General features: G+C 67.2%; 15 protein-coding genes and 1 pseudogene. 6 read left to right on the top strand and 10 right to left on the bottom strand.

The features are described from left to right. Nucleotides 1–88: 88 nt before the first annotated feature. Nucleotides 89–868: a class I SAM-dependent methyltransferase gene (locus tag AC5Y5O_RS07510; protein WP_096290813.1), complete on the bottom strand. Its 780-nt coding sequence runs from the start codon at nucleotides 866–868 to the stop codon at nucleotides 89–91. Nucleotides 869–1,087: 219 nt separating this feature from the next. Between AC5Y5O_RS07510 and AC5Y5O_RS07515 the strand changes: the two genes are divergently transcribed. Together AC5Y5O_RS07515 and AC5Y5O_RS07520 are read left to right on the top strand one after the other, a co-directional pair. Next, on the top strand, nucleotides 1,088–2,242 hold the full coding sequence (locus AC5Y5O_RS07515; RefSeq protein WP_096290814.1) for a glycosyltransferase family 4 protein: 1,155 nt from the start codon (nucleotides 1,088–1,090) through the stop codon (nucleotides 2,240–2,242). A 99-nt stretch (nucleotides 2,243–2,341) separates the two neighbouring features. Then, entirely contained in the window at nucleotides 2,342–3,550 is a 1,209-nt protein-coding gene (locus AC5Y5O_RS07520) for a Fic family protein (protein ID WP_096283930.1), read from the top strand. Between the two features lie 84 nt (nucleotides 3,551–3,634). Here the strand turns inward: AC5Y5O_RS07520 and AC5Y5O_RS07525 are convergent, their stop codons facing one another. Together AC5Y5O_RS07525 and pgfA are read right to left on the bottom strand one after the other, a co-directional pair. After that, complete coding sequence (locus AC5Y5O_RS07525; RefSeq protein WP_096290815.1) at nucleotides 3,635–5,335, bottom strand: MmpA family trehalose lipid delivery protein; 1,701 nt, start codon at nucleotides 5,333–5,335, stop codon at nucleotides 3,635–3,637. Between the two features lie 42 nt (nucleotides 5,336–5,377). Then, entirely contained in the window at nucleotides 5,378–6,631 is a 1,254-nt protein-coding gene (gene pgfA / locus AC5Y5O_RS07530; RefSeq protein WP_165796278.1) for a cell envelope lipid trafficking protein PgfA, read from the bottom strand. A gap of 153 nt (nucleotides 6,632–6,784) precedes the next feature. On the opposite strand from pgfA, the gene AC5Y5O_RS07535 reads away from it, so the two are divergent. After that, nucleotides 6,785–7,915 carry an acyltransferase family protein gene (locus tag AC5Y5O_RS07535; protein WP_423790847.1) on the top strand — a complete coding sequence of 377 codons (1,131 nt, stop codon included), beginning with the start codon at nucleotides 6,785–6,787 and terminating at the stop codon, nucleotides 7,913–7,915. Here AC5Y5O_RS07535 and AC5Y5O_RS07540 read toward each other — a convergent pair. The 3 genes from AC5Y5O_RS07540 to AC5Y5O_RS07550 are packed head-to-tail and all read right to left on the bottom strand — an operon-like array spanning nucleotide 7,912 to nucleotide 10,916. Beyond that, on the bottom strand, nucleotides 7,912–8,391 hold the full coding sequence (locus tag AC5Y5O_RS07540; protein WP_096283936.1) for a YbjN domain-containing protein: 480 nt from the start codon (nucleotides 8,389–8,391) through the stop codon (nucleotides 7,912–7,914). The genes AC5Y5O_RS07535 and AC5Y5O_RS07540 overlap by 4 nt on opposite strands. Before the next feature lie 50 nt (nucleotides 8,392–8,441). Beyond that, nucleotides 8,442–9,938 carry an AMP-binding protein gene (locus AC5Y5O_RS07545; RefSeq protein ID WP_096283938.1) on the bottom strand — a complete coding sequence of 499 codons (1,497 nt, stop codon included), beginning with the start codon at nucleotides 9,936–9,938 and terminating at the stop codon, nucleotides 8,442–8,444. Next, nucleotides 9,939–10,916 carry a phosphotriesterase family protein gene (locus AC5Y5O_RS07550; RefSeq protein WP_096290816.1) on the bottom strand — a complete coding sequence of 326 codons (978 nt, stop codon included), beginning with the start codon at nucleotides 10,914–10,916 and terminating at the stop codon, nucleotides 9,939–9,941. Between the two features lie 120 nt (nucleotides 10,917–11,036). Here AC5Y5O_RS07550 and AC5Y5O_RS07555 point away from each other — a divergent pair, with 120 nt between their 5' ends. Continuing rightward, nucleotides 11,037–12,737 carry an acyl-CoA dehydrogenase family protein gene (locus AC5Y5O_RS07555; protein ID WP_096283940.1) on the top strand — a complete coding sequence of 567 codons (1,701 nt, stop codon included), beginning with the start codon at nucleotides 11,037–11,039 and terminating at the stop codon, nucleotides 12,735–12,737. A gap of 2,547 nt (nucleotides 12,738–15,284) precedes the next feature. Here AC5Y5O_RS07555 and AC5Y5O_RS07560 read toward each other — a convergent pair. From AC5Y5O_RS07560 to AC5Y5O_RS07575, 4 genes and pseudogenes are all read right to left on the bottom strand, one after another. Continuing rightward, nucleotides 15,285–15,866, bottom strand: a pseudogene (locus tag AC5Y5O_RS07560) (PPE family protein); the annotation flags it as partial. 128 nt (nucleotides 15,867–15,994) lie between these two features. Beyond that, nucleotides 15,995–17,209 carry a PPE family protein gene (locus AC5Y5O_RS07565; RefSeq protein WP_500024425.1) on the bottom strand — a complete coding sequence of 405 codons (1,215 nt, stop codon included), beginning with the start codon at nucleotides 17,207–17,209 and terminating at the stop codon, nucleotides 15,995–15,997. Between the two features lie 85 nt (nucleotides 17,210–17,294). Beyond that, nucleotides 17,295–19,916, bottom strand: a complete 2,622-nt coding sequence (locus AC5Y5O_RS07570; protein ID WP_096283946.1) for a helix-turn-helix transcriptional regulator — start codon at nucleotides 19,914–19,916, stop codon at nucleotides 17,295–17,297. Between the two features lie 151 nt (nucleotides 19,917–20,067). Continuing rightward, nucleotides 20,068–20,712, bottom strand: a complete 645-nt coding sequence (locus AC5Y5O_RS07575; RefSeq protein ID WP_096290818.1) for a S1 family peptidase — start codon at nucleotides 20,710–20,712, stop codon at nucleotides 20,068–20,070. A 131-nt stretch (nucleotides 20,713–20,843) separates the two neighbouring features. On the opposite strand from AC5Y5O_RS07575, the gene AC5Y5O_RS07580 reads away from it, so the two are divergent. Beyond that, entirely contained in the window at nucleotides 20,844–21,539 is a 696-nt protein-coding gene (locus tag AC5Y5O_RS07580; protein WP_096283948.1) for a TetR/AcrR family transcriptional regulator, read from the top strand. After that, nucleotides 21,536–22,467: R2-like ligand-binding oxidase (locus AC5Y5O_RS07585; protein ID WP_096283950.1), on the top strand; the 932-nt coding region annotated here is incomplete at its 3' end. The genes AC5Y5O_RS07580 and AC5Y5O_RS07585, both read left to right, overlap by 4 nt.

Genomic DNA, 22,467 nt, shown 5'->3' on the forward strand with positions numbered 1-22,467 from the left:
CGCCGCTCCTCCTCATTGCGCCGCGCTGCATCGTCGCCGACGGGCATGGCGCCACCCTACATAAGCGAGAGCAAAACGAGAACATGTTTCATTCTCGGGGTGAAAGCACCAGCACGAGATTGCTGACCAGGAACTCGCGCAGTACCGGCACCGACGTCAACCACCAGGCCCATCGCGGGTGGTAGCGCGGAAATGTGGCCAGCAGCGCCCCGGTGTTCGCGGCCCAGCTCAGCCCCGCGGCGGCGGACACCGCGAACAACGACGACCCGTAGTCGTTCTTCGCGCGATGGCCGTGTTTATGTGCGTACCGGGCCGCTGCGCGCTCACCGCCCAGGTAGTGCGTCAGACCCATCTCGTGCCCGCCGAAGGGGCCGAGCCAGACGGTGTAGGACAGCACGGCCAGCCCGCCCGGCTTGGTCACCCGCAGCATCTCGGCGCCGAGCTGCCACGGGCGCGGGACGTGTTCGGCGACGTTGGACGACAGGCAGATGTCCACCGAGTCGTCGGCGAACGGCAGCGCCATCCCCGACGCGCGGACGAACGAGTCCTGGAACGGCTTGGCCTGCCGCGCCGCGGGCCCGGCGGCGTGCATCTCGCTCGGATCGGGCTCGACACCCACGTAGTGCACGCCGGCTCTGGTGAACGCTTCGGCGAAGTAACCCGGCCCGCCGCCGACGTCGAGGAGCGTGCGGCCGGCCGGCGGTTCTCCGCGCGCGGCCAGCCACAGGTCGCCGACCATCGCCGCGGTATCGGTGGCCAGGGCGCCGTAGAACCGGCCCGGGTCCGGCTGCTCGTAGCGGAATTCGGAGAGCAACCGCACCGAGCGCGACAGCGTGGCCCGTCGCGCAAAGAGGTCAGTCACCGCCACCGGGCAACCGTACGCAGCGGCGGACGGCACCGTGGTCGGGTGGCACCCGAAGTGCCCGCCTCGCAGCGACAACGTGCCACCGCCACTCTCACGCGATCGATTTGTCGCTCGGAGGCGGGCACCTCGCACTATCCGCGGGGCCGATGCCGTGCGATGGATGTGACCGAAACCGTCGCCGTGGCCAAAGTGCAGGTTGTCGCCGCGTTAGGCTGGCCGGTGATGTCTGAACTGCGATCCGTCCTGCTGCTGTGCTGGCGCGACACCGGCCACCCGCAGGGCGGCGGCAGCGAAGCCTACTTGCAGCGCATCGGCGCGCAGCTGGCCGCATCGGGTGTCTCGGTCACGCTGCGCACCGCCCGCTACCCGGGCGCGCCGCGCCGCGAGCTCGTCGACGGCGTGCGGATCACCCGTGCGGGTGGGCGCTACTCGGTCTATGTGTGGGCCCTGCTGGCGATGGCAGCGGCCCGGGTAGGCCTGGGGCCGCTGCGGCGAGTGCGACCCGATGTGGTCGTCGACTCGCAGAACGGTTTGCCGTTTTGCGCCCGGCTGCTCTACGGCCGCCGCGTGGTGGTGTTGGTCCACCACTGCCATCGCGAGCAGTGGCCGGTGGCCGGACCGGTGCTCGGCCGGCTCGGCTGGTTTGTCGAGTCGTGGGTGTCGCCGCGGTTGCACCGGCGCAATCAGTACCTGACGGTGTCGCTGCCGTCGGCGCGTGACCTGGTCGCGCTGGGCGCGGACAACGAGCGGATCGCGGTGGTGCGCAACGGCCTTGACCAGGCGCCTGCGCGATCGTTGGAAGGCCCGCGTTCGCCGGTGCCGCGGGTCGTGGTGCTCTCGCGGCTGGTGCCGCACAAGCAGATCGAGGACGCCCTGGAAACGGTGGCCGAGCTACGCCCGCGATTTCCCGACGTGCATCTGGACATCGTCGGCGACGGCTGGTGGCGCCAGCGGCTCGTCGACCACGTCCGCAGCCTCGGCATCAGCGACGCGGTGACCTTCCACGGCCATGTCGATGACGTGACCAAACACCATGTGCTGCAAGGAGCTTGGGTGCATGTGCTGCCTTCCCGCAAGGAGGGCTGGGGCCTGGCGGTCGTCGAGGCCGCACAGCATCGGGTGCCGACGATCGGCTACCGCTGCGCGGGCGGACTGTCGGACTCGATCGTCGACGGGGTGACCGGGATCTTGGTGGACAACCGCGCCGAGCTGGTGGACCGCCTCGAAGAGCTGCTGTGCGATCCGGTGCTGCGCGATCAGCTCGGGGTCAAGGCGCAAACCCGCAGCGGTGAGTTCTCCTGGACGCAAAGCGCCGGGGCGATGCGCGCCGTGCTGGAAGCCGTCCAAGCCGGGCAGTTCGTCAGCGGCCTGGTGTAAAACCGGGTCTAACCCGCCAGATCGCGCCGCCTGTTGCAACCGATAGTGACGCCTACGCTTATTATCAGTTAACCACCTAAGTGATGATAAGATCAATTTATGTCATCAGTTAGGTCGGGCACCGCAGTAGGGTACGAAACCCTCACCTGGGGCAAACCGACCGAGGCAGGCTATCAGCGCAGCGACTTGCGTGCTGCCCAGCGCCAGTCAGGCGAGTACCAAGCTGTCATCCCCGCAGAGATAGCCGCTATAGAGGTCAGCCTGCCGTCTCATGTTCTAGCCGACGCCGAAGAAGCCAGCCAGGAGATCGCGCGTTTCGATACAGAGCTCGGGGGCGAGATCGCGCCATTCGGCTCTGTGCTCTTACGGACAGAATCAGCGGCAAGCTCCAGAATTGAGAACCTAACCGCCAGTGCGCGCGCGATCGCTGAAGCCGAGACACTGGGAAACGCCAAGCGTCGCAATGCTTCAATGATCGTCGCGAACACCAAAGCGATGCAGGCGGCCATCGATCTAGCCGACCAGATCAGCGACGATGCCATTCTGGCCATGCATGACGCGCTGATGCGCGCGAGCGAACCGAGTATCGCGGGCAAATGGCGCATGGAGCAGGTGTGGATAGGCGGCGGCAACTTCGGCCCACGAGACGCTGACTTCATCGCACCGCACCAGGATCGGGTCCCGGGTGCCATCCATGACCTCGTCAGGTTCGCCAAGCGCAGTGATATAGCTGTCCTTCCTCAAATCGCAATTGTGCATGCACAATTCGAAACAATTCACCCCTTTCCAGATGGCAACGGGCGCACCGGGAGGGCTCTAATCCAGTCGATGTTGCGCAATAAGCGGCTAACCCGTCAGGTCACAGTCCCCGTGTCAGCGGGACTGCTAACCGACACCGGTTCGTACTTCCAGGCACTAACCGCCTACCGCGAGGGCGACCCCGCTCCGATCGTCGAGCGGCTCTCAGAGGCCTCGATGCTGGCCGTCTTCAACGGCCGACAACTAGTGGCTGATCTGAAGACAATCAGGGGACAGTGGGAATCAAAGATCACCGCCCGCCGCAACTCAACGATCCACCGGGTAGCGGACTTGCTAATCAAACGCCCGGTGATCAATGCCCAACTAGTCAGCGATCAACTGAACATCGCGATTAACAATGCCTACCGATACTTGGATCCACTTGTCGAGTCCAAGATCATCGTCGAGTTCACCGACCAGGCCCGTAATCGTGCCTGGCGTGCCCCGGAAGTTCTGAGTGCGCTAGACGCTTTTGCCGAGCGCGCCGGCCGCCGAGCGCTGCTCGATTGACGAAAACCATCGCGAAACCCCTGATGGTGAATGCGCATCACAGAAGAGATTCAGATCAATGGCTGGTGCAGGCCGGCGACTACTTCAGCGGCCTGGTGTAAAACCGGGTCTAACCCGCCAGATCGCGCCGGCCAGCGCGCCGACACCGCCCACGAGCAGCATCCCCAGCCAGGCCAGGTGCGCGATCAGCGTGGCATTGCGCCGGGCCGGCGCAACCCCAGCGGCGCCACTGCCGACCCGGTACAGCGTCAACTCTGCGTCACGGAACACCGGTGTCAGCGCGCCCACGGTGCGCGCGGCCGAGCCCATGTTTCCGGCGCTGTCCGATTCGACGACCAGCCACCCGACGCCGGCCGGGGCCAAGGCCGACGGCGCAGGCCCGGACAGCAGCAACTCCTGGACGGCCCGGGCGCGGTTGCCCTCCCCGGGCACCACCCGCCCGGAGATCGCCAAGTCGCCCGTGCTGAACACGTCGGCGCGCAGCCAGCGCGGCAGCGGATCCAGCACCGGCGCCGGACCCGACCAGGCGAAGCGGCGCATCGAGCCCGCGGGCAGCACCGCGACCGGCGCGGGCGCCCGGTTGATCGCCGCCGCCACCGCGGCCCAGCCCGGCGGGTAGCGCACCGGCGCGACCTTGCCGCCCACCCCCCACGCCAAATCGGGCAGCACAGCGATCAGCGCGAGACAGCCCACCAGCGCCGTGGCCGCCGGATGCGCCCACCGCCGCAGCGTCACCACCGTGCCGGCTCCCGCAAGGGTGTAGCCCGGCACCGCCAGCGCGACCCATTTCTGCCCGTCGCGCAGCACGCCCAGACCGGGCGCCGCGTCAACCACCGTGGCAAGCAGGTGCAGGCCGGGCCCGGAGGCCAGCGCGGCCGGCACCACGACCGACACCAACGCGAGCACCAACAGTGGCAGCGCCGGCGGGCGGCGCAGCACCGTCGGGACGCCGGCCGCCACCACACCCAGCAGCACCAGCGCCGAGATCAGCGCGAACAGCGTTGCTCGCGAACTGGGTACCGCCTCGCCGTTCCAGATACCGCCGAGACTGGCCAGGCTGACCAGCGTGCCCAGACCGGGCTCGGCGCGTGGCGCGAAGGCGATCACGCCGAGCGCGCTCGCCGCCTTGGGAGTGGACAGCGACGAGCCCGTCGCCGCGGCCACCAGCCACGGCAGCGCCGCCACCAGCGCGGCACCCAGCGCCGTCGCGGCGCACTGCCAGCGGGCCCGGCCCCCACCCGGCGCGGCGACGCAGACCAGCGCCACCGTCGCGGCCAGCATCAGCCCCGTCGGCGTCAGCCCGGCCAGCGCGATCCAGAACGCCAACGAAAAAAAGCCGGGCCCACCGGATCGCAGGCTCAGGACCGTCGTCGCCACCCACGGCAGGCAGCCGTAACCGACCAGCAGGCTCCAGTGCCCCTGCAGAAGTCGTTCGGCGACATAGGGATTCCAGATCGCGAGCGTGACCGCGACGAACTGGCCCGGCGCGCCGGCGCAGGGCAGCGCGGTGGCCACGAGTCGTGCCGAACCCCAGCCCGCCAGCCACAACCCCGCGACCAGCAACACCTTGACCACGACGCCGCCGTCGACCAGGTGCGAGGCCAGCGCCACGGCGAAATCCTGCGGAGTCGCCCGCGGCGGTGCGGTCAACCCCAGGGCGGTATCGGACAGGTAGGAACGCGGCGTCGAGACCGCGTCGCGCAGCAGCAGGTACCCCGGCCGCAGCAACGGCGCCACCACCAGAAACGCCAGGGTTAACGCATACCCGGGGAGAGACCACTGCAGCGCCCGGCGCCATGGCGCGGTCACGGTCGGCGCAACCGCGGGTTAGTCCCGGTCGGGCGGGACGGGCGGATTCGGCTCCGGCGCCGGTGGATCGGAGCCGGGCGGATCGTCATCCGTCTCGGAATGCTGCGCGGGCAGCTTCTCGGTCTCGGCTTCGGCGCCGGGCACCCGTTCCTCGAGCCCACTGCGGCCGAAGAACTCCTCGTCGCCGCGGTCCAGGCCCGGGTCTGTCAGCGCGCTCTCGGTCCGCAGGCTGAACGACGCGAACAAGCCGCCGCCGATCAGCGCGATCAGGCCGACCGCGGTGAAGGTGATCGGCAGCACCCGCGACCACAGCGCGAGCCGGTCACGCTCGTCGCGGGCCGCGTTCACCTGAGATTCCACGGTGTCCTCGTTGGAGGTGACCTTGTAGTCGGCCAACGTCAGCTCGGGCTTGAGCGGGTCCCGGGCGAAGAAATGGTTGGCGTGCTCGGTCTCCTTGACGATGGTGCCCGAGACCGGATCCACCCAGAAGGTCCGCTGCGCCGCGTAGTAGCGGGTCATCGTGATCTGCTCGGCCGGGTCGCCGCCCTGGATGCCCCACATCGCCGCGGACGTGGTCACCTTGCCGTCCTCGTCGCCGGCGTACAGCGACGGGTACTTCACCGGCGCCACCAGCTTTCCGTCGGCGCTGTAACCGATGTTCTGGGTGAACTTGTAGGCGCTCAGCCCGTTGACGTCCTCTTGGGTGTCGTAGTTGACGTCGTAGGTCTTCTGCGCGACCGGATCGAAGTAGGGGTAGGTCTTCTTCTCGGTGTGGAACGGGAAGCGGTAGGACAACCCGTCGTGGCGCACCGGGATCGAGGTGGGCGGGTTCTCGTCGTTGAAGGTGCGCGGCTTCTGGACGGCGCCGCCAGTGTGGGTGTCGTCGGAGACGGCCATCGCGGTCTTGCGGTTGAGCGTGACGGTGTCGACGATCGCCAGCAGCAGCCCGGTGTCCTTCTGCTTATCGGTGCGCCGCAGGGAGGTGCCGACCTGCAGCGTGACGACGTCGGCGTTGGCCGGCGACTCGACGCTGATCTGCTGCTGGGAGACCAGGGGCACGTTCTGGTTGACCACGACGTGGTCACTGGACAGCGACGCCGAGTCGAGCGCGGTTCCGGTGCCGTCGCTGACCAGCGTGGTGTCGATGTTGAGCGGGATCTTGGTGATCCGGCTGGTGGTGTAGGTCGACAGCAGCAGCGCGGCGATCAGCAGGGCAGCCCCGAGCCCGATGATCCCGCATGCGGCGAACCGCAACATAACCGCTCGGTTCACGTTGCTGTGCCCTCCCTAAATGCTCTAGGCAAATCCGTTCGACCCTAACAGCAGTACCCGATTAGCCAGGTAACAGAGCGCAGGCAGACTGTGATCGTGACCGATGGCGACCAGGCGGGCGGAACTCGCAGCTTCCTGCCCGCTGTCGAGGGTATGCGCGCCTGCGCGGCCATGGGCGTGGTCGTCACGCATGTGGCCTTCCAGACCGGCCACTCCAGCGGTGTCGACGGGAGGCTGTTCGGCCGCTTCGACCTTGCCGTGGCCGTGTTCTTCGCGCTGTCGGGGTTCCTGCTGTGGCGTGGCCACGCGGCCGCGGCGAGGGGTCTGGGACCCGATGGTTTCAGGAGTCCGCCTACCGGCCACTACCTGCGATCGCGGCTGGTCCGCATCATGCCGGCCTATCTGGTGGCCGTCGTCGTGATCCTCACCCTGCTGCCCGACGCGGACCACGCCAGCCTGACCGTCTGGCTGGCAAACCTGACCCTGACCCAGATCTATGTGCCGCTCACCCTGACCGGAGGGCTGACCCAGATGTGGAGCCTCTCGGTCGAGGTCAGCTTCTATCTGGCGCTGCCGATTCTCGCGCTGTTGGCCCGCCGCATTCCGGTCCGCGCCCGGGTGCCGGCGATCGCCGCGCTGGGGGCGCTCAGCTGGGGGTGGGGCTGGCTTCCTTTCTTCTCCGGGCACGCGGGGTCCGGCAATCCGCTGAATTGGCCGCCGGCCTTCTTCTCCTGGTTCGCCGCGGGCATGCTGCTGGCCGAGTGGGTGCACAGCCCGATCGGGCTGGCAGTGCGCGTGGCGCAGAACAAGGCGGGCCGGGTACTGATGGCCGCCATCGCATTGGCCGCGTTCCTGGTGGCCGCCTCCCCGCTGGCGGGCCCGGAGGGGCTGACGCCGGGGACCGCGGCGCAGTTCGCGTTGAAGACCGCGATGGGGTCGATCGTCGCGTTCGCGTTGGTCGCGCCGTTGGTGCTGGACCGCGTCGATACCCCGCACCGGCTGCTGGGCACCGCCGGGATGGTCACCCTGGGTCGCTGGTCCTACGGCCTGTTCATCTGGCACCTGGCCGCGCTGGCGATGGTGTTCCCGGTGGTCGGCACGTTCCCGTTCACCGGCAACATGCCGATGGTGTTGGTGCTGACGCTGCTCTTCGGCTTCGCGATCGCGGCGGTGAGTTACGCCCTGGTCGAATCGCCGTGCCGGGAAGCGTTGCGCCGCTGGGAGAAACGCGAGAAACCGACCGCTGCGGCAATAGATGCCGAGGCGGACGCCATCGCGCCCTAGCCGGTGCGGTCCATCCACTCTTCCAGTGCGCCCGCGGACGGCAGACTGACGGCCTGCTCGATCTTCTCGATCAGGTCGGTGCCGTACTCGACGGTGGACCTGACGAAGTGGCCCAGCCCCGCCAGGTGAATGCCGTCGGTCAGCAGGTAAGCGCTTTCGCCGACCACGCTGAAATGGCTCGGCTGCGCGCTCTCGCGGACAAACGCCTTGGGCCAGTGGTTGTCGCGGTTCCAGTCGTTGACCAGTTCCATCAGGCGGGGGCGCTCGCTGGCTTGGTAGTACCCCGCGGGGCTGATCGAGATCTCCAGGATGTCGGGCCGCAATCCGTTGATCCGCAGGTTCACGTGCAGCTTGCCCCGCTGATAGTGGGACAGCACCATCATGAATTCCGTGCCGTCGTCGCTGCGGAAGAATCGCAACTGGTGCGATCGTAGATAGCGTTCGATCAGCTCCGGGCTCAACGGCTCGATTTGCATGGCGCTGATCGTGCGGGCGGAGCCTTGAAGAATTCTTGGTGCCTTCGGAGTCAGCTCGCTTCGGCGGCCTGCAACCGCGCCATGATCTCGGCCCGGACCGCCGAGCGCCGGGCCTTGCCGGCGTCGTCGCGCAGCGGGGTGTCGACGAATTCGATGAAGTCGGGGGTGTGCGGCACCTTGTACCCCGCGATGTTGGCGCGCAGAAACTCCTGCACCCCCGCGGCATCCAGGGTGGAGCCGTCGATCGTCTGCACCAGCGCGTAGGGCACCTGGCCGAGATCACCGGCGTTCGGATCGGGGACGCCAACAACCAAGCAGGACAACACATCCGGGTGTGCCGATAGCGCGCTCTCGATCTCCGCGGGATAGACGTTGCGCCCGCCCACGGTGAACATGTCGACCCGCCGGTCCGACAGGTACAGGAAACCGTCGGCGTCGAAGTAGCCCAGATCGCCCAGCGAGTCCCAGCCGTTCCGGCTTTTCGCCGTCGAGCCGACATACCGGTAGGTCGGCGCGCTGCCCGGCGCCGGCCGCATGTAGATCTCGCCCTCGACGCCCGGCGGGCAGGGGTTGCCGTCGTCGTCGAGCACCGTCATCTCGCCGCTGACGACGATGCCGACCGAACCCGGGTGGGTCAGCCACTGGTCGCCGGAGATGAACGTCAGCGCCTGTAACTCGGTGCCGCCGTACAACTCCCACACTTTCTCGGGGCCCAGCAGGTCGATCCACGCCTGCTTGATGGCCGGCGGGCACGGTGCCGCCAGGTGCCAGAACCGCCGGATCGATGACAGGTCGTAGGCCTGCGGGTTGGCCTGGTAAACCGGTAGCACCCGCTGCATGATCGTCGGCACCGTCACCATGAAGGTGACGCGATGATCGGCGATCACGCGCAGGAATTCGTGCGGATCGAACCGGTCGGTCAACACCAGGTGGTGGCCCATGATCAACGCCAGGGCCGCCATGGTGATCCCGGTGTTGTGGGATAGCGGCACCGGAACATAGGTGGTGTCGCAATCTTGTGCGCCCATCGCGTAGGCCGCCAGCGGTGAAAGGCGGCTGTCGACACCGGCTTCGATCAGCTTGGGCCGCCCGGTGCTGCCGCCGGACCCCATCGCCTTCCACGTCGGCGACACCGCCTCCGGCAGCGGCGCATCGGACAATGCCGCATCGGGGATGAAACCCTTGACCACGCTTGGTATTTCAGGGTGCTCGGCGCCCACCAGCAGGGCGCGCGGCCGCAAGTCCAGCAGGCCTTGCAACTCCGCGGTCGGCAGTCGCGGCGACAACGGCTGCGGCACCGCGCCCAGCTTCCAGCACGCCACGGCGGCCTGCACGAACTCGACGGAGTTGGGCAGCAGGATCGTCACGTAGTCGCCGACGCCGACACCAAGTTCGGCATAGGCACGGGCCAGCCGGTTCGTTGACTTGTCGAGTTCGGCGCGGGTCAGCGTCAGGCCTTCACAGGTGACCGCCGGCTCGTCGGGCGCGCATTCGGCCAGCGCCGAAACCTGGGTGCCGATCGGCGGAGTCGGCTCACTCTGGGTCATTTAATAGGCGCCCTGCTGCTCGAAGATGCGCCGCGGGTTGTCGACGAGCATGGTGTGCAGTTGCTCCTCGGTGACGCCGCGCTCTTTGAGGGCGGGGATCACGTCGTTGTGGATGTGCAGGTAGTGCCAGTTGGGTGCCATCTGCGGAACGAGTTCTTCGGGGAGTGCGTCGAAGTAGCAGTTGGCGTCGTGCGACAGCACCATCTTGTCGGCGTGCCCGCGCTCGCACATCTGCGCCACGATGCCGACTCGTTCTTCGAACGGTGAGATCACATCGAGGCCGAACCGGTCCATTCCGAGATAGGACCCCGCCGCGATAAGTTCCTCCAGGTATCCGATGTCGGTGCTGTCGCCCGAATGTCCGATGATCACCCGGCTCAGGTCGACACCCTCTTCTTCGAAGATGCGCTGCTGTTCGAGCCCGCGGCGCAGACCCGCGTGGGTGTGTGTAGAGATCGGCACCCCGGTGCGCTTGTGTGCCTGGGCGACCGCGCGCAGCACCCGCTCGACGCCGGGGGTTACGCCCGGCTCGTCGGTGGCGCACTTGAGGATCCCGGCCTTGACGCCGGTGTCGGCGATGCCTTCCTCGATGTCCTTCACGAACATGTCGGTCATGATCTCCGGACCGCCCAGCATGCCGCCCGGACCCTCGTAGTGGAACCGCAGCGGCAGGTCGTTGTAGGTGTAAAACCCGGTCGCCACAACGATATTCAGCTCGGTCGCAGCGGCCACGCGGGCAATGCGCGGGATGTAGCGGCCCAGCCCGATCACGGTGAGGTCGACGATGGTGTCCACGCCGCGCGACTTCAGCTCGTTGAGCCGGTCGATGGCATCGGCCACCCGCTTTTCCTCGTCGCCCCAGGCGTCGGGATAGTTCAGCGCGATCTCGGTGGTCATGATGAAGACGTGCTCGTGCATGAGCGTCACGCCGAGATCAGCGGTATCGATGGAACCGCGCGCGGTATTTAGTTCGGACACGTGGCTGATGCTAGGCCGGGCCGGAATCATCCAACAGAGGCAATTGCGATGACAATGCGGATTTCGCGGCGCACCTTGGGCTGATACCGCGACCCCGCACATCGGCGTACCGTCTGCCGCATGCTGCTCAACCCCAACCAGTTGACCCGTAAATACCCCGACGCTCGGTCGGGCGAGATCATGGCCGCCACCGTCGACTTCTTCGAGTCCCGCGGCAAGGCCCGGCTCAAGGCCGACGACCACGCGCGGGTCTGGTACTCGGACTTTCTCGATCACATCGGGCGGGAACGCATCTTCGCCTCGCTGCTGACCCCGTCCGAGTACGGCGCCTCAGCTGACTGCCGTTGGGACACCTATCGGATCAGCGAGTTCGCCGAGATCGTCGGGTTCTACGGGCTGAACTACTGGTATCCGTTCCAGGTCACCGCCCTTGGCCTGGGTCCGATCTGGATGAGCGACAACGAGGACGCCAAGCGCAAGGCCGCAGCCCAGCTCGAGCAGGGCGAGGTGTTCGCCTTTGGCCTGTCCGAGCAGGCGCACGGCGCCGACGTCTACCAGACCGACATGATCCTGACGCCGTCCGAGCATGGCTGGACCGCCAGCGGCGAGAAGTACTACATCGGCAACGCCAACGTCGCCCGGATGGTCTCGACGTTCGGCAAGATCGGCGAGACGGACGAGTACGTATTCTTCGTCGCCGATTCGCAGCACGACCGCTACGAGCTGAAGAAAAACGTCGTCAACTCCCAGAACTACGTCGCCAACTACGGGTTGCGCGAGTATCCGGTCACCCAGGCCGACATCCTGCACCGCGGCCCCGGGGCTTTCCACGCCGCGCTCAACACCGTCAACGTGTGCAAGTACAACCTCGGCTGGGGTGCGGTCGGCATGTGTACCCACGCCATGTACGAGGCGGTCACCCACGCCGCCAACCGCCACTTGTACGGGACCGTCGTCACCGACTTCAGCCATGTGCGGCGGCTGCTCACCGACGCCTATGCGCGACTGATCGCGATGAAGCTCGTCGCCACCCGCGGCAGCGACTACATGCGCAGCGCCTCGGCCGACGATCGTCGCTACCTGCTCTACAGCCCGCTGACCAAGGCGAAGATCACCAGCGAGGGCGAGCGAGTGATCACCGCGCTGTGGGACGTGATCGCCGCCAAGGGCGTGGAGAAGGACACCATCTTCGAGGCGATGGCCCGCGAGATCGGGCTGCTGCCCAGGCTGGAAGGCACCGTCCACATCAACATCGGGCTGCTGGCGAAGTTCATGCCCAACTACTTGTTCGCGCCCGACGGCGAACTGCCGCTGATCGGGCGCCGCGACGAGGCGGTCGACGACTCGTTCCTGTTCAACCAGGGCCCGACCGGGGGATTGGGCAAGGTCCGCTTCCACGATTGGCGCGCGCCGTTCGACGGCTTCGCGCAGCTGCCCAACGTTGCGCTGCTGCGTGAGCAGATCGACGTGCTGGCCGAAATGCTGACGTCTGCTACTCCAGATGCCTTGCAGCAGAAGGACATTGACTTCGCGTTCGGCGTCGGCCAGCTGTTCGCGACAGTGCCCTATGCGCAGCTGATTCTGGAGGAGGCGCCATTGTCGGGTGTGGACGATGCGCTGATCGACGAGATCTTCGCCGTGCTGGTGCGCGACTTCAACAGCTACGCAGTCGAATTGGCGGACAAGCGCGCCACCACCGACGCACAGGCCGGGTTTGCGATGCGGATGATCCGTCGCCCGGTGTTCGACCAGTCGCGCTACGACCAGGTTTGGAAGGAACACGTGCTGCCGATCAACGGCGCCTATCAGATGCGGCCGTAGCTTTCTTGCTCGAGCGCCCGGCTGGCTGGGCGTACGAGACCCAGCGCCCGGCCAGCCGGGCTAGTCGCCATCGAGCAGCACACCCCAGAGTTCGTCCCAACGCCGGTCCCGCAATGCGTCCAGGTTGACCTGCGGTTGGATTCCCGACGTTCCCGCCAGGCCCGGCGAGGCCAAGCTGCTGGCGAGCCCCGGATCCGCGGCAGGGGTGGGGGGCACCGGTACTGCCGGCGCAATGTAGGCAGTTCCGACCAGCCCCTGCGGCCCGGCCGAACCGCCGGGGCCGAGCGTGATGGCCTGGCCGGGGCCGATGGTCAGGGTGCCGCCCGGCGTGATGGGAACGATGGTGCCCGCGTTGGCGGTCAGGTATCCGCCGTCGTTGACGGTCAGGGCGCCGCCTTGGATGGACATGATGCTGGTGCCGTTGAGAGTGACGGTGCCGGCGTCGTTGACGGTCAAAGTGCCGTTCACGGCCCAGGCCGCGTCGCCGTTGAGGGTGAGCGCACCGTCGGTGTTGACGGTGACCGCGCCGAGGTCGTTGACCGCCCCGCCGTCGGCGACGGTCATCGTGCCGGAATCGACCAGGCTGCCGTCGGGGGCGATGGCCACGGTCCCCGCGTCGGTCAGCGTCGCACCGGGCTGCACGGTCACCGTCCCGGCGTCGACGAGGGTCCCGCCATTGGTCACCGTCGCCATGCCACCGCTGTTGACCGTGACCGTCCCGCTGTCAGTCAGGCTGCCGCTGACGGTGAGGCTGCCGGTGTCGGCGCCACCCGTGCTCACGGTCAGGCCGCCACCCTGGCTGACCGTGACACTCCCGCCGCTGTCGACCGTGAGCGCGCCGCCGTTGGTGACGGCGACGGTGTTGCCGGACGGCACGGTGAGGGACCCGCCGTTGGTGATCTCGACGGTGCCGCTGTCGGTCAGGGTGCTGTTGGCCAGGTTGAGGTCGGCACCGTCGATGAGCGTGCCACCGCCATGGACCGTGACGGCGTTGCCGAAAAAGGTCTGGTTGAAGGTCATTCCGTGGCTGAACGTGATGGTGCCGGAGTCGTTGACCGTTGTATTGAAGAAGATGGCATTGCCGCCGCTGTCGACGGTCAGGGCGCCGCCGCTGTTGACCGTCACGTTGGCGTTGGTGACGACGATCTTGCCGAATTGGGAGACGGTGACGGTGCCGCCGTCGATCAGGCTGCCGCCGGGCTGGAGAACAAGACTGTCGCCGAAGGCGGTACCGTCGCCGACGGTGACCGTGCCGCCGGAGTTGACGGTGAGCGTGCCACCGTCGGTCAAAGTCCCGCCACTGCTGATGGTGAGGGCGCCGTTGTCGGTGAGGGTGCCGCCGCTGCCGATGGTGAGCGTGCTGTTGCCGGTGAGGGTGGCGCCGGTGTTGACGGTGAGGGTGCCGTTGTCGGTGAGGGTGCCGCCGGTGTTGACGATCAGGGTGCTGGTGTCGGTACCGCCGGTGCCGACGGTGAGGGTGCCGCCCTGGCTGACGGTCAGGGAGCCGGAATCGGTGAGCGTGCTGTGGATGCCGAGGGTGAGGGTGCCGTTGTCGGTGAGGGTGCCGCCGGTGCTCACGGTGAGGTTCCCACCGGAGACGTCGAGGGTGGCGCTGTTGGTGAGGGTGCCGCCGTTGGTGACCGTGAGGGTGCCGTCGATCTGGGCCGACGTGCCGGAGGCCAGGTTCATCGTCCCGGAGTCGGTGAGCATGCCGTTGTACTGGATGTCCATGCCGCTGTGGTCAATAAGGTTCAACGTCGCGCCGTGGTTGACGGTCAGGGTGCCTGAGTCGGAGAAGGATGTGTCGATGGTCATGGTGCCGCTGTCGTAAGCGGCTCCGCCGGAGTCGATGGTGAATAGACTCGTCGTGAACTGGCCGCCGGAGTTGACGTTGAGCACCCCGCCGCTGGTGACTTCCACCTCAACGTTGGAGAAGGAACCGCCGGAATCAATGGTCAGCGTGCCGCCATCCATGAAGGTGCCCCCGCCCGTGATGTTGCCACCGTTGGCGACGGTGAAACTGCCGGCGGATTGGATGTTGACGGTGCCGAAGTTCAGAACGCGGGCGCTCTCGGCGACAGTGAGACTGCCGCCGGATTGGATGTTGACGGTGCCGGAGTTCCAAAGGCCGATGCCGCCACCGAAGTTGCCGCCGTTGATCATGACGGAGCCGGCGTTGGTCAGCGTGCCGCCGCTGTTCACGGTGAGCATGCCGGTGGATGCTTCTATGTCGAGGGTCCCGCCGGAACTTACGGCGAGGGTGCCGCCGCTTTGGACGGTGACATCGCCGAACTGGACGGTCATGGTGCCGCCGCTGTCGATGGTCAGCGTGCCGCCGGAGAGCACTTTGACCTGGCCGTCGACGACTAGCTCGCCGCCTGAGGCGACTTCCACCGAGGTGTACGTCCCGCCTGGCCCGATCGTCAGCTGCTGAGTGAAGCCGACGGTGTAGGTGTCGTTGATGACGAGGGGGTTGTCGGCGTCGAGCGTCGTGACCAGCTGCTGGGTCGTAGGTGAGTTGAGCTGCGTCAAGCTCTGCATGCGGGCGCTCGCGTTGACGACAGGCTGCGATAGTGCCTGGGTCTGACTGGTCGGCGTGTTGCCGTTGGTGGTCTGCGGCGGCTCGTCGAACGACTCCAGCGTGCTGGCCGCGGCGGCGTCTCCGGCGTAGGTGTACATGGCCGCGGCGTCTTGGACCCACATCGCGGTGTATTGGGCTTCGGTGGCCGCGATCGCCGCGGTGTTCTGGCCGAAGAAGTTGGTCGCGATCAGCGCCATTAGCTGCGCGCGATTGGCCGCGATCACCGGCGGGGGCACGGTCATCGCGAACGCGGCCTCGTAGGCGGCGGCGGCCGCGTAGGCCTGGGTGGCCGTGACTCCCGCTTGGGCCGCGGCGGCCTGCAACCACGCCGCATAGGGTGCCGCCGCGCCGGACATCGCCATCGACGACGGCCCGAACCAGGACAGGCCGGTCAGGTCGGCGATTTGTGAGGAGTAGCCCGCGGCAGCCGATTCCAGTTCGGCGGCCACCTCGTCCCAGGCGGCCGCGGAGGCCAGCAGCGGTCCCGACCCGGGCCCGGCGTACATCCGGGCCGAGTTGATCTCCGGTGGCAGCAGCCCGAAATCCATGGCGTCTTGCTCTCGTCGCAAATGGCCAGCGCGTTCGCCGACCAGCGTGCCCCGAAACGACGGCAGCGCTATCCGGGAGTGACTACTGCAATTTTTGGCCGCCTCAGCAAACGACTACTGCATTGGTGTTATCCGGCCGAGAGCGCGTCCATGAGTGCGTCGACGTTGAACTGGGGTTGGATTCCGGCGGCTCCCGCCAGGCCCGGTGCGCTGACCACGGGGGCGGCCGCGGGTGCCGCAGCCAACGCGCTCGACGAGCTCGAGACGACCGGGGCGACCGGGGCGACGGGGAAGGCGTAGGGGGTGGCGGTGACGGGGCCGGTGATGACGGTGCCGGCGTTGATGGCGGTGACGAGGCCGGTACTGGCGTCGATGGTGGCCTCGACGCCCGTGCTGCCGGCGGTGACGGAGCCGCTGGAGACGGTGAACGCGCCTGTCCCCCCGAAATAGGGGCTGTTGACGGTGAATGAGCCGCTCGTGATCAGGTAATGGGCGACGAAGACCAACGTACTGCCGGCTTGGGAGCTGCTCGTTACTCCGGCGTCAAGGTTCACCCAGTCGATGCCGTTTGGACCCACGGTGAGCGTGGCACCAGAGGTGTTCGTGACGGGCGAGCCGCTGGTGACGCTGACGGTCGTGCCGGGCTGCAGGGTGGCGCCGCCGGGTGCGATGTTGGCGGTGCTGCCGGCGGGCAGGGGCGGGTCGACGAGGTTGGTCTGCTGCGTGGCGAGGCTTTGCAACAGGGATTGGGTGCGGCCTGCGGTGGTGTTGGCGGTGGTTTGGGCCAGCGAGCGGGCTTGGGTGTCTTGGCCGGATTGGTTGGTGGTCTGCGGCGGCTCGTCGAACGACTGCAACGTGCTGGCCGTCTCGGCCTCTGCCGCGTAGCCATACATGGCGGTGGCGTCTTGGACCCACATCTGCAGGTATTGGGCTTCGGTGGCCGCGATCGCGGCGGTGTTCTGCCCGAAGAAGTTCGTCGCGATCAACGTCATCAGCAGCGCGCGGTTGGCCGCGATCACCGGCGGGGGCACCGTCATCGCGAACGCCGCCTCATAGGCCGCGACCGCCGCATACGCCTGCGCGGCCGTGACCCCGGCTTGTGCGGCCGCGGCCTGCAACCACCCCACGTAGGTCGCGGCCGCACCCGACATGGCCAGCGACGACGCCCCGAACCAGGACAGTCCGGTCAGGTCGGCGATCTGCGAGGAGTAGCTTGCCCCAGCCGCTTCCAGCTCGGCGGCCACCGCATCCCAGGACGCCGCGGCGGCCAACAGCGGCCCCGACCCCGGACCGGTGTACATCCGGGCCGAGTTCACCTCCGGGGGCAGTAAGGCGAAATCCACAAGACATGCTGTGCCGAAACGACGACAGTGCGATCCGGGAGCGACTACTGCATTTTTCGCCCGAAACAGCGAACGACTACTGCAATCATCGTCCGTTGCTGCGCGACAACGATGCTCCGCCGATGACGCCGGCCAAGCCGGCGCGGCCGGTCACCCCGGCCTTGCTGCACGCCCGATAGATGTGGCTCTCGACGGTCCGCACGGACAGCGACACCGCCTCGGCGATCTCGCGGTTGGACAGGCCCTGGGCCACCAACACCGCGATCTCGCGCTCTCGGTTGGTGAACGGCGGCGCGTAGGAAGCCGACTGGATGGCGGGGCTGGTCGCGCCGTGACACCGCGCCGCCAGCCGGTGTGCCCGTGCCGCCGCCGTCATCGCACTGCCTGCGCGCCCGGCGCGACGGTAGGCGGTAGCGGCTTGCCCCGCGGCGTCGGCGCCGGCGAGCAGGTCGCCCATCGCCTCGAAATCCGTTGATACTCGGTCGAGTCCGCTCGCGTCGTCGGCCGCCAGCGCCGTCGCGTAGCGCGTCGCGACCGCAACGCGCGGGCCTTCGACGAGCGTCGCAAGCTCCTCGAGCCGACCGGCCGCGTCGGTGTCGTCGAATTGCACCGCGGTCTGTAAACACCACACCTCGCGCGCGAGTTGATCGTGGCTGCGCGCGAACTCGGCCGCCTTGCGCGCCAGTCCGCGCGCTTCGGTCATTCGCTGGTGGGATGCGGCCAACCAAGCCTCGGTCAGGAGTTCGGTCGACGTGACGTAAACGTAGGCGGGATGTCGATGCGCCCGGGCGGTGTGCAGCGCGCCCTGCGCCCCGGCGCTGTCGCCGGATCGCGCCAGTGCCTGCGCGCGCAGCAGATGGAAGCGATAGAAGCTGTTCACCACATGGAAGCTGTTCGCCATTTCGGCCTCGACCTTGTCCGGCAGATGCCGCAGCGCCGCGGCTAGGTCGCCGGCGGCCAACATCACCATGCCGTCGATCTCGGCTACCACCGCTCGTACATCCGCCGGCTCGTCGCGGTGCGCGCGGCGGTGACGTTTGGCCACGTCCGCGGCCTCGGCGATGCGTCCCGCCGCCACCAAGGCGAAGGTGTGAAACTCGGTCAACGTCTGACGAAGGAAATTGCCCTGCTCACTCATCGCTAGTGCCTCGTCGCCCGCGATGGCCTTTGCCACGGCCTGATCGGGTTGACCGAGCTCGCCATAGGCCATGCTTTCGGCGCCAAAGGCCATCGTCGCGCCGTACCGATCGAGGTCCTCATAGTCGACCTGGGCCATGGTCGCGAGGACCTCGAGCGGCTTCGCCGCTAGCGCGAGCTGATTGGCGCGGAATACCAGGACTTGGTAGCGGCGCGCGCCGTGCGAGGCCTTGAGTGCGTCGTCGATGAGCCGCCAGGACCGCTCGGGAGATCGCATGCCCCACAACAGATTTGACGCACGCATTATCACGTCGTTGATGAAGGCGGATTCCGTTGCTTCGTCGACCTCCACGCCTTCGAGAACTTCCAGCGCAAGCTCTCCCTTATCCCGCATGAAAAGGGAGTAGGCGAGCGGTATTCGCGCTTGCGCGCCGATACCGGTTGCGGCGGCGGCCGTGAAAAGCCGCTCCGCGGTCTCGAAGTCCAACAGCGAACTCGCCGCCGTGGCCGCCGAGAGCAGCACGTCCGGCTCGGGCGGAAGGTCCGACTCCAACCAGAGCAGGCCGCGCTTCATCACCTTCGCCGCGCCCCCGCCGTCCTTCATCGCGGTTGCCACCTGACCGCGCAGGCGTCGCAGCCGCGAGGAGCCGCAGCGATTCAGGCGCACCTCGGCGAACATGGGGTGGCCGATGTACACGTCGTCGCCGGACAACCGGATCAATTCGCGCTGCTCGGCCTCCTCGATCGCGTCCTGCTCGGCGAGCATTTTCAAGCATTGCCAGTCGACGGGTTCGGAAATAGCCACCAGATCGACGACGTCGCGTACTTCATCGGGAATGGCGCCGATCTGTGCGTCCACCAGCTCGGCCAACGACGACGACAGGCGCAGGTTGCCCTGCCAGCGCAGCACGCCAGCGTCGGTCACCAGCCGTCCCGCATAAAACTCCTGTTCGACCAATTGCCGCAGGAACAACACATTTCCGCGCGTCAGTCGCCACAATTCGTCCCCGCACTGCCGATCGGGTGCGTACCCCGATACCGCCCACAGCAGTTCGTCGGTCTGATCGCGGGTCAACGGGTCGATTTCCCGGCGGGCCACCAACCCGTCTTTCCAGAGCGCCGTCACCGCGGCCGGAGCCGGCTCGCCGGTCCGAATCGTGACGAGCACCGTGGCGGCCTGCAACTGCACGAGTTGATGCAGGACCAGGGCCGAGAGATCGTCGAGCAGATGGGCGTCGTCGACGAAGACGAGCAGGCGGTCCGGCTGCGTGCCCGCGGTCAGTGCATCGACGACTCGGCGGGCCAGCGCATGGGGTGCGCCCTGCGCATCATCGGTCCATAACGCGAAGGCGGCCAATGGAATTGGCCGGTGGGTAACGGTCGCGGCCGTGCTGCGCACCGTCCACCCGGCGTCGGCGGCCGCCCGGACCGCCTCGCGGGCCAGCCGTGATTTGCCCACGCCGGCCTTGCCGGCCAATGCGACACCGCGCAACCCCCTTGTGGTTGCGAAGAGTTGGCTGAACTCGTCGATCTCCCTACTTCTGCCGACGATGGGCCAGTGGTCCAACATCACGAGAATATTAGCCAGCAAATTGAATCCTCGCTGGAGATCGGATCGACTTGGCGCTCGAACGGGGTCGAACCGGGCGCCGATTTTCACAGCGCCGCAACATTTCTCGACCCTTGGCTCAGCGGCTGGCAAATCCGCGCAGAGTGCACCGTCAGGGCAGCAGGCGCAAGCCCCATTTGGTGAGCAACGGCGCCACGATGATGAAGTAGGTCGTGTGGTCGTCATCCAGGGCTGAGGTCAGAATGCCGATCGCGCTCGCGGTGCCATCGGGGTTCTTGACGAACCCGGGGCTGCCGCTGTCGCCGCCCAGACAGCGCAGGTCGGCTTCCACCACCGAGGTGCCCTCGATGTTCGTGATGGGCCCGCACGTTTCGCCGGTGACCGCACCGACCTTGCACATCTGGGTGCCGACCTTGATCTGGGAAACGCTCAACGCGTCACGCACCGGATACTTCCCGGCGATGTCACCCGACGGCGCACCCACGCTGGGCTCGAGTTTGATCAGCGCCGCGTCCTTGGTCTGAGATCCCTCCGGGGTTTCTTCGTATTCGCCTTTGACGAGTCTGCCCAGCGGGGTGTCGTCCGCGCCGTAGGTCCAGACCGAACCGTCATGGGCGTCGCAGTGCCCGCTGGTCATCAGGTAGTAGCTGCCGTCGTCGCCCTCGGCGGTGAAAGCCGAAGTGCAGAAGCTGGTTTCGTCGTTGATCTTGATGCCGGGAGTGGGCGGTGACTGCGCGTGGGCCGGCGCGGCGGTCAGCAACATCAGCACGGTGGCGATTACCGTCCGACAGGCCATTGTCACCAACTCGCCCCCTTTGCGCTCGTGTCCGAGCGGAAGCGTAATCGCCGCGCGCGAGTCATACTGGGGCTTGACTGTGATGCAGCTCACGTTAATATGACCAGTGGTCATCCAGACAAGGAGGTCCGATGCCAACGGTGACATGGGCGCGGGTTGACCCCGCTCGTCGCGCGGCGATCATCGAGGCCGCGGAGGACGAATTCGGGGCACACGGATTTTCCGGCGGCAGCCTGAACGTCATCGCGCGCCGGGCCGGCGTCGCCAAGGGCAGTCTCTTCCAGTACTTCGCGGACAAGCGCGACTTGTTCGCGTTCATCGCCGACATCGGCAGCCAACGGGTGCGCGTCTGCATGGAAGACCTGATCCACGAGCTCGACCCCGACCGGCCGTTCTTCGAATTCCTCACCGAGCTGCTCGACGGCTGGGTCGCCTACTTCGCCGAACATCCGCACGAGCGTTCGCTGCATGCCGCGGCGACCCTGGAGGTCGACACCGACGCCCGCGTCAGCGTGCGCAGCGTCATCCACCGCCACTATCTGGAGGTGCTGCGACCGTTGGTGCAAGGCGCCCAGAAGCGCGGCGATTTGCGCACCGATGCCGACACCGACGTGTTGCTGTCGTTGCTGCTGCTGATCTTCCCGCACCTGGCGCTGGCGCCCTACATGCGCGGCCTGGACCCGATCCTCGGCCTCGACGAGCCCAGCCCCGAGCAGCCCGCGCTGGCGGTGCGCAGGCTCGTCGCGGTGCTCGCCGCCGCCTTCGCGGCAGCGCCGAATGCCTCCGTTCACCCAGCCCCATTGCGATCCGAGGAGGTCACATCATGAATCGAACCCGAGTTGCCTCAATGTCCCAGGGCGGTCTCAACTGGGATAGCTTGCCGCTCAAGCTCTTTGCGGGCGGCAATGCGAAATTCTGGGATCCGGCGGCCATCGACTTCTCGCGCGATCGCGAAGACTGGGAACGTCTGACCGACGACGAACGCAGCTACGCGACCCTGCTGTGTGCCGAGTTCATCGCCGGCGAGGAATCGGTGACCCAGGACATCCAGCCGTTCATGGCCGCGATGCGAGCCGAGGGACGGCTCGGCGACGAAATGTATCTGACGCAGTTCGCCTTCGAGGAGGCCAAGCACGTTCAGGTGTTCCGGATGTGGCTCGACGCCGTCGGCGTCACCGAGGACCTGAACAACCTCATCGACGACGTGCCGACCTACCGCACCATCTTCTACGAAGAACTGCCCGCGTGTCTCGATGCGCTGTCGGTCGATTCGTCACCGGCCGCCCAGGTGCGGGCGTCGGTCACCTACAACCACATGGTTGAGGGCATGCTGGCGCTGACCGGTTACTACATCTGGCACAAGATCTGCGTGGAACGCGACATCCTGCCTGGCATGCAGGAATTGGTTCGGCGCATCGGCGACGACGAGCGACGCCACATGGCCTGGGGCACCTTCACCTGCCGGCGCCACGTCGCCGCCGACGACGCCAACTGGGGTGTCTTCGAAACGCGGATGAACGAGCTGATGCCGCTCGGACTGCGGCTGATCGAAGAGGGTTTTGCCCTCTACGACACGATGCCGTTCGGTCTGTCGACAGACGACTCCATGCAGTACGCCTCGGACAAGGGGATGCGCCGGTTCGGCACCATCTCCAGCGCCCGCGGACGCCCGCTCGAGGAGATCGACCTCGACTACTCACCGCTGCAGCTCGAGGACACCTTCGCAGAGGAGGACGAGCGGGCGCTGGCCGCCGT

The sequence above is a fragment of the Mycobacterium sp. NGS40 genome, assembly GCF_059812735.1.

What these genes read in the sequence shown, in the direction of transcription:
- AC5Y5O_RS07535 (WP_423790847.1), top strand. Translation starts at nt 6,785, where the DNA reads ATGCGCGCCTGCGCGGCCATGGGCGTGGTCGTCACGCATGTGGCCTTC.
- AC5Y5O_RS07540 (WP_096283936.1), bottom strand. Translation starts at nt 8,391, where the DNA reads ATGCAAATCGAGCCGTTGAGCCCGGAGCTGATCGAACGCTATCTACGA.
- AC5Y5O_RS07570 (WP_096283946.1), bottom strand. Translation starts at nt 19,916, where the DNA reads ATGTTGGACCACTGGCCCATCGTCGGCAGAAGTAGGGAGATCGACGAG.
- AC5Y5O_RS07580 (WP_096283948.1), top strand. Translation starts at nt 20,844, where the DNA reads ATGCCAACGGTGACATGGGCGCGGGTTGACCCCGCTCGTCGCGCGGCG.
- AC5Y5O_RS07545 (WP_096283938.1), bottom strand. Translation starts at nt 9,938, where the DNA reads ATGACCCAGAGTGAGCCGACTCCGCCGATCGGCACCCAGGTTTCGGCG.
- AC5Y5O_RS07555 (WP_096283940.1), top strand. Translation starts at nt 11,037, where the DNA reads ATGCTGCTCAACCCCAACCAGTTGACCCGTAAATACCCCGACGCTCGG.
- AC5Y5O_RS07575 (WP_096290818.1), bottom strand. Translation starts at nt 20,712, where the DNA reads ATGGCCTGTCGGACGGTAATCGCCACCGTGCTGATGTTGCTGACCGCC.
- AC5Y5O_RS07515 (WP_096290814.1), top strand. Translation starts at nt 1,088, where the DNA reads ATGTCTGAACTGCGATCCGTCCTGCTGCTGTGCTGGCGCGACACCGGC.
- AC5Y5O_RS07520 (WP_096283930.1), top strand. Translation starts at nt 2,342, where the DNA reads ATGTCATCAGTTAGGTCGGGCACCGCAGTAGGGTACGAAACCCTCACC.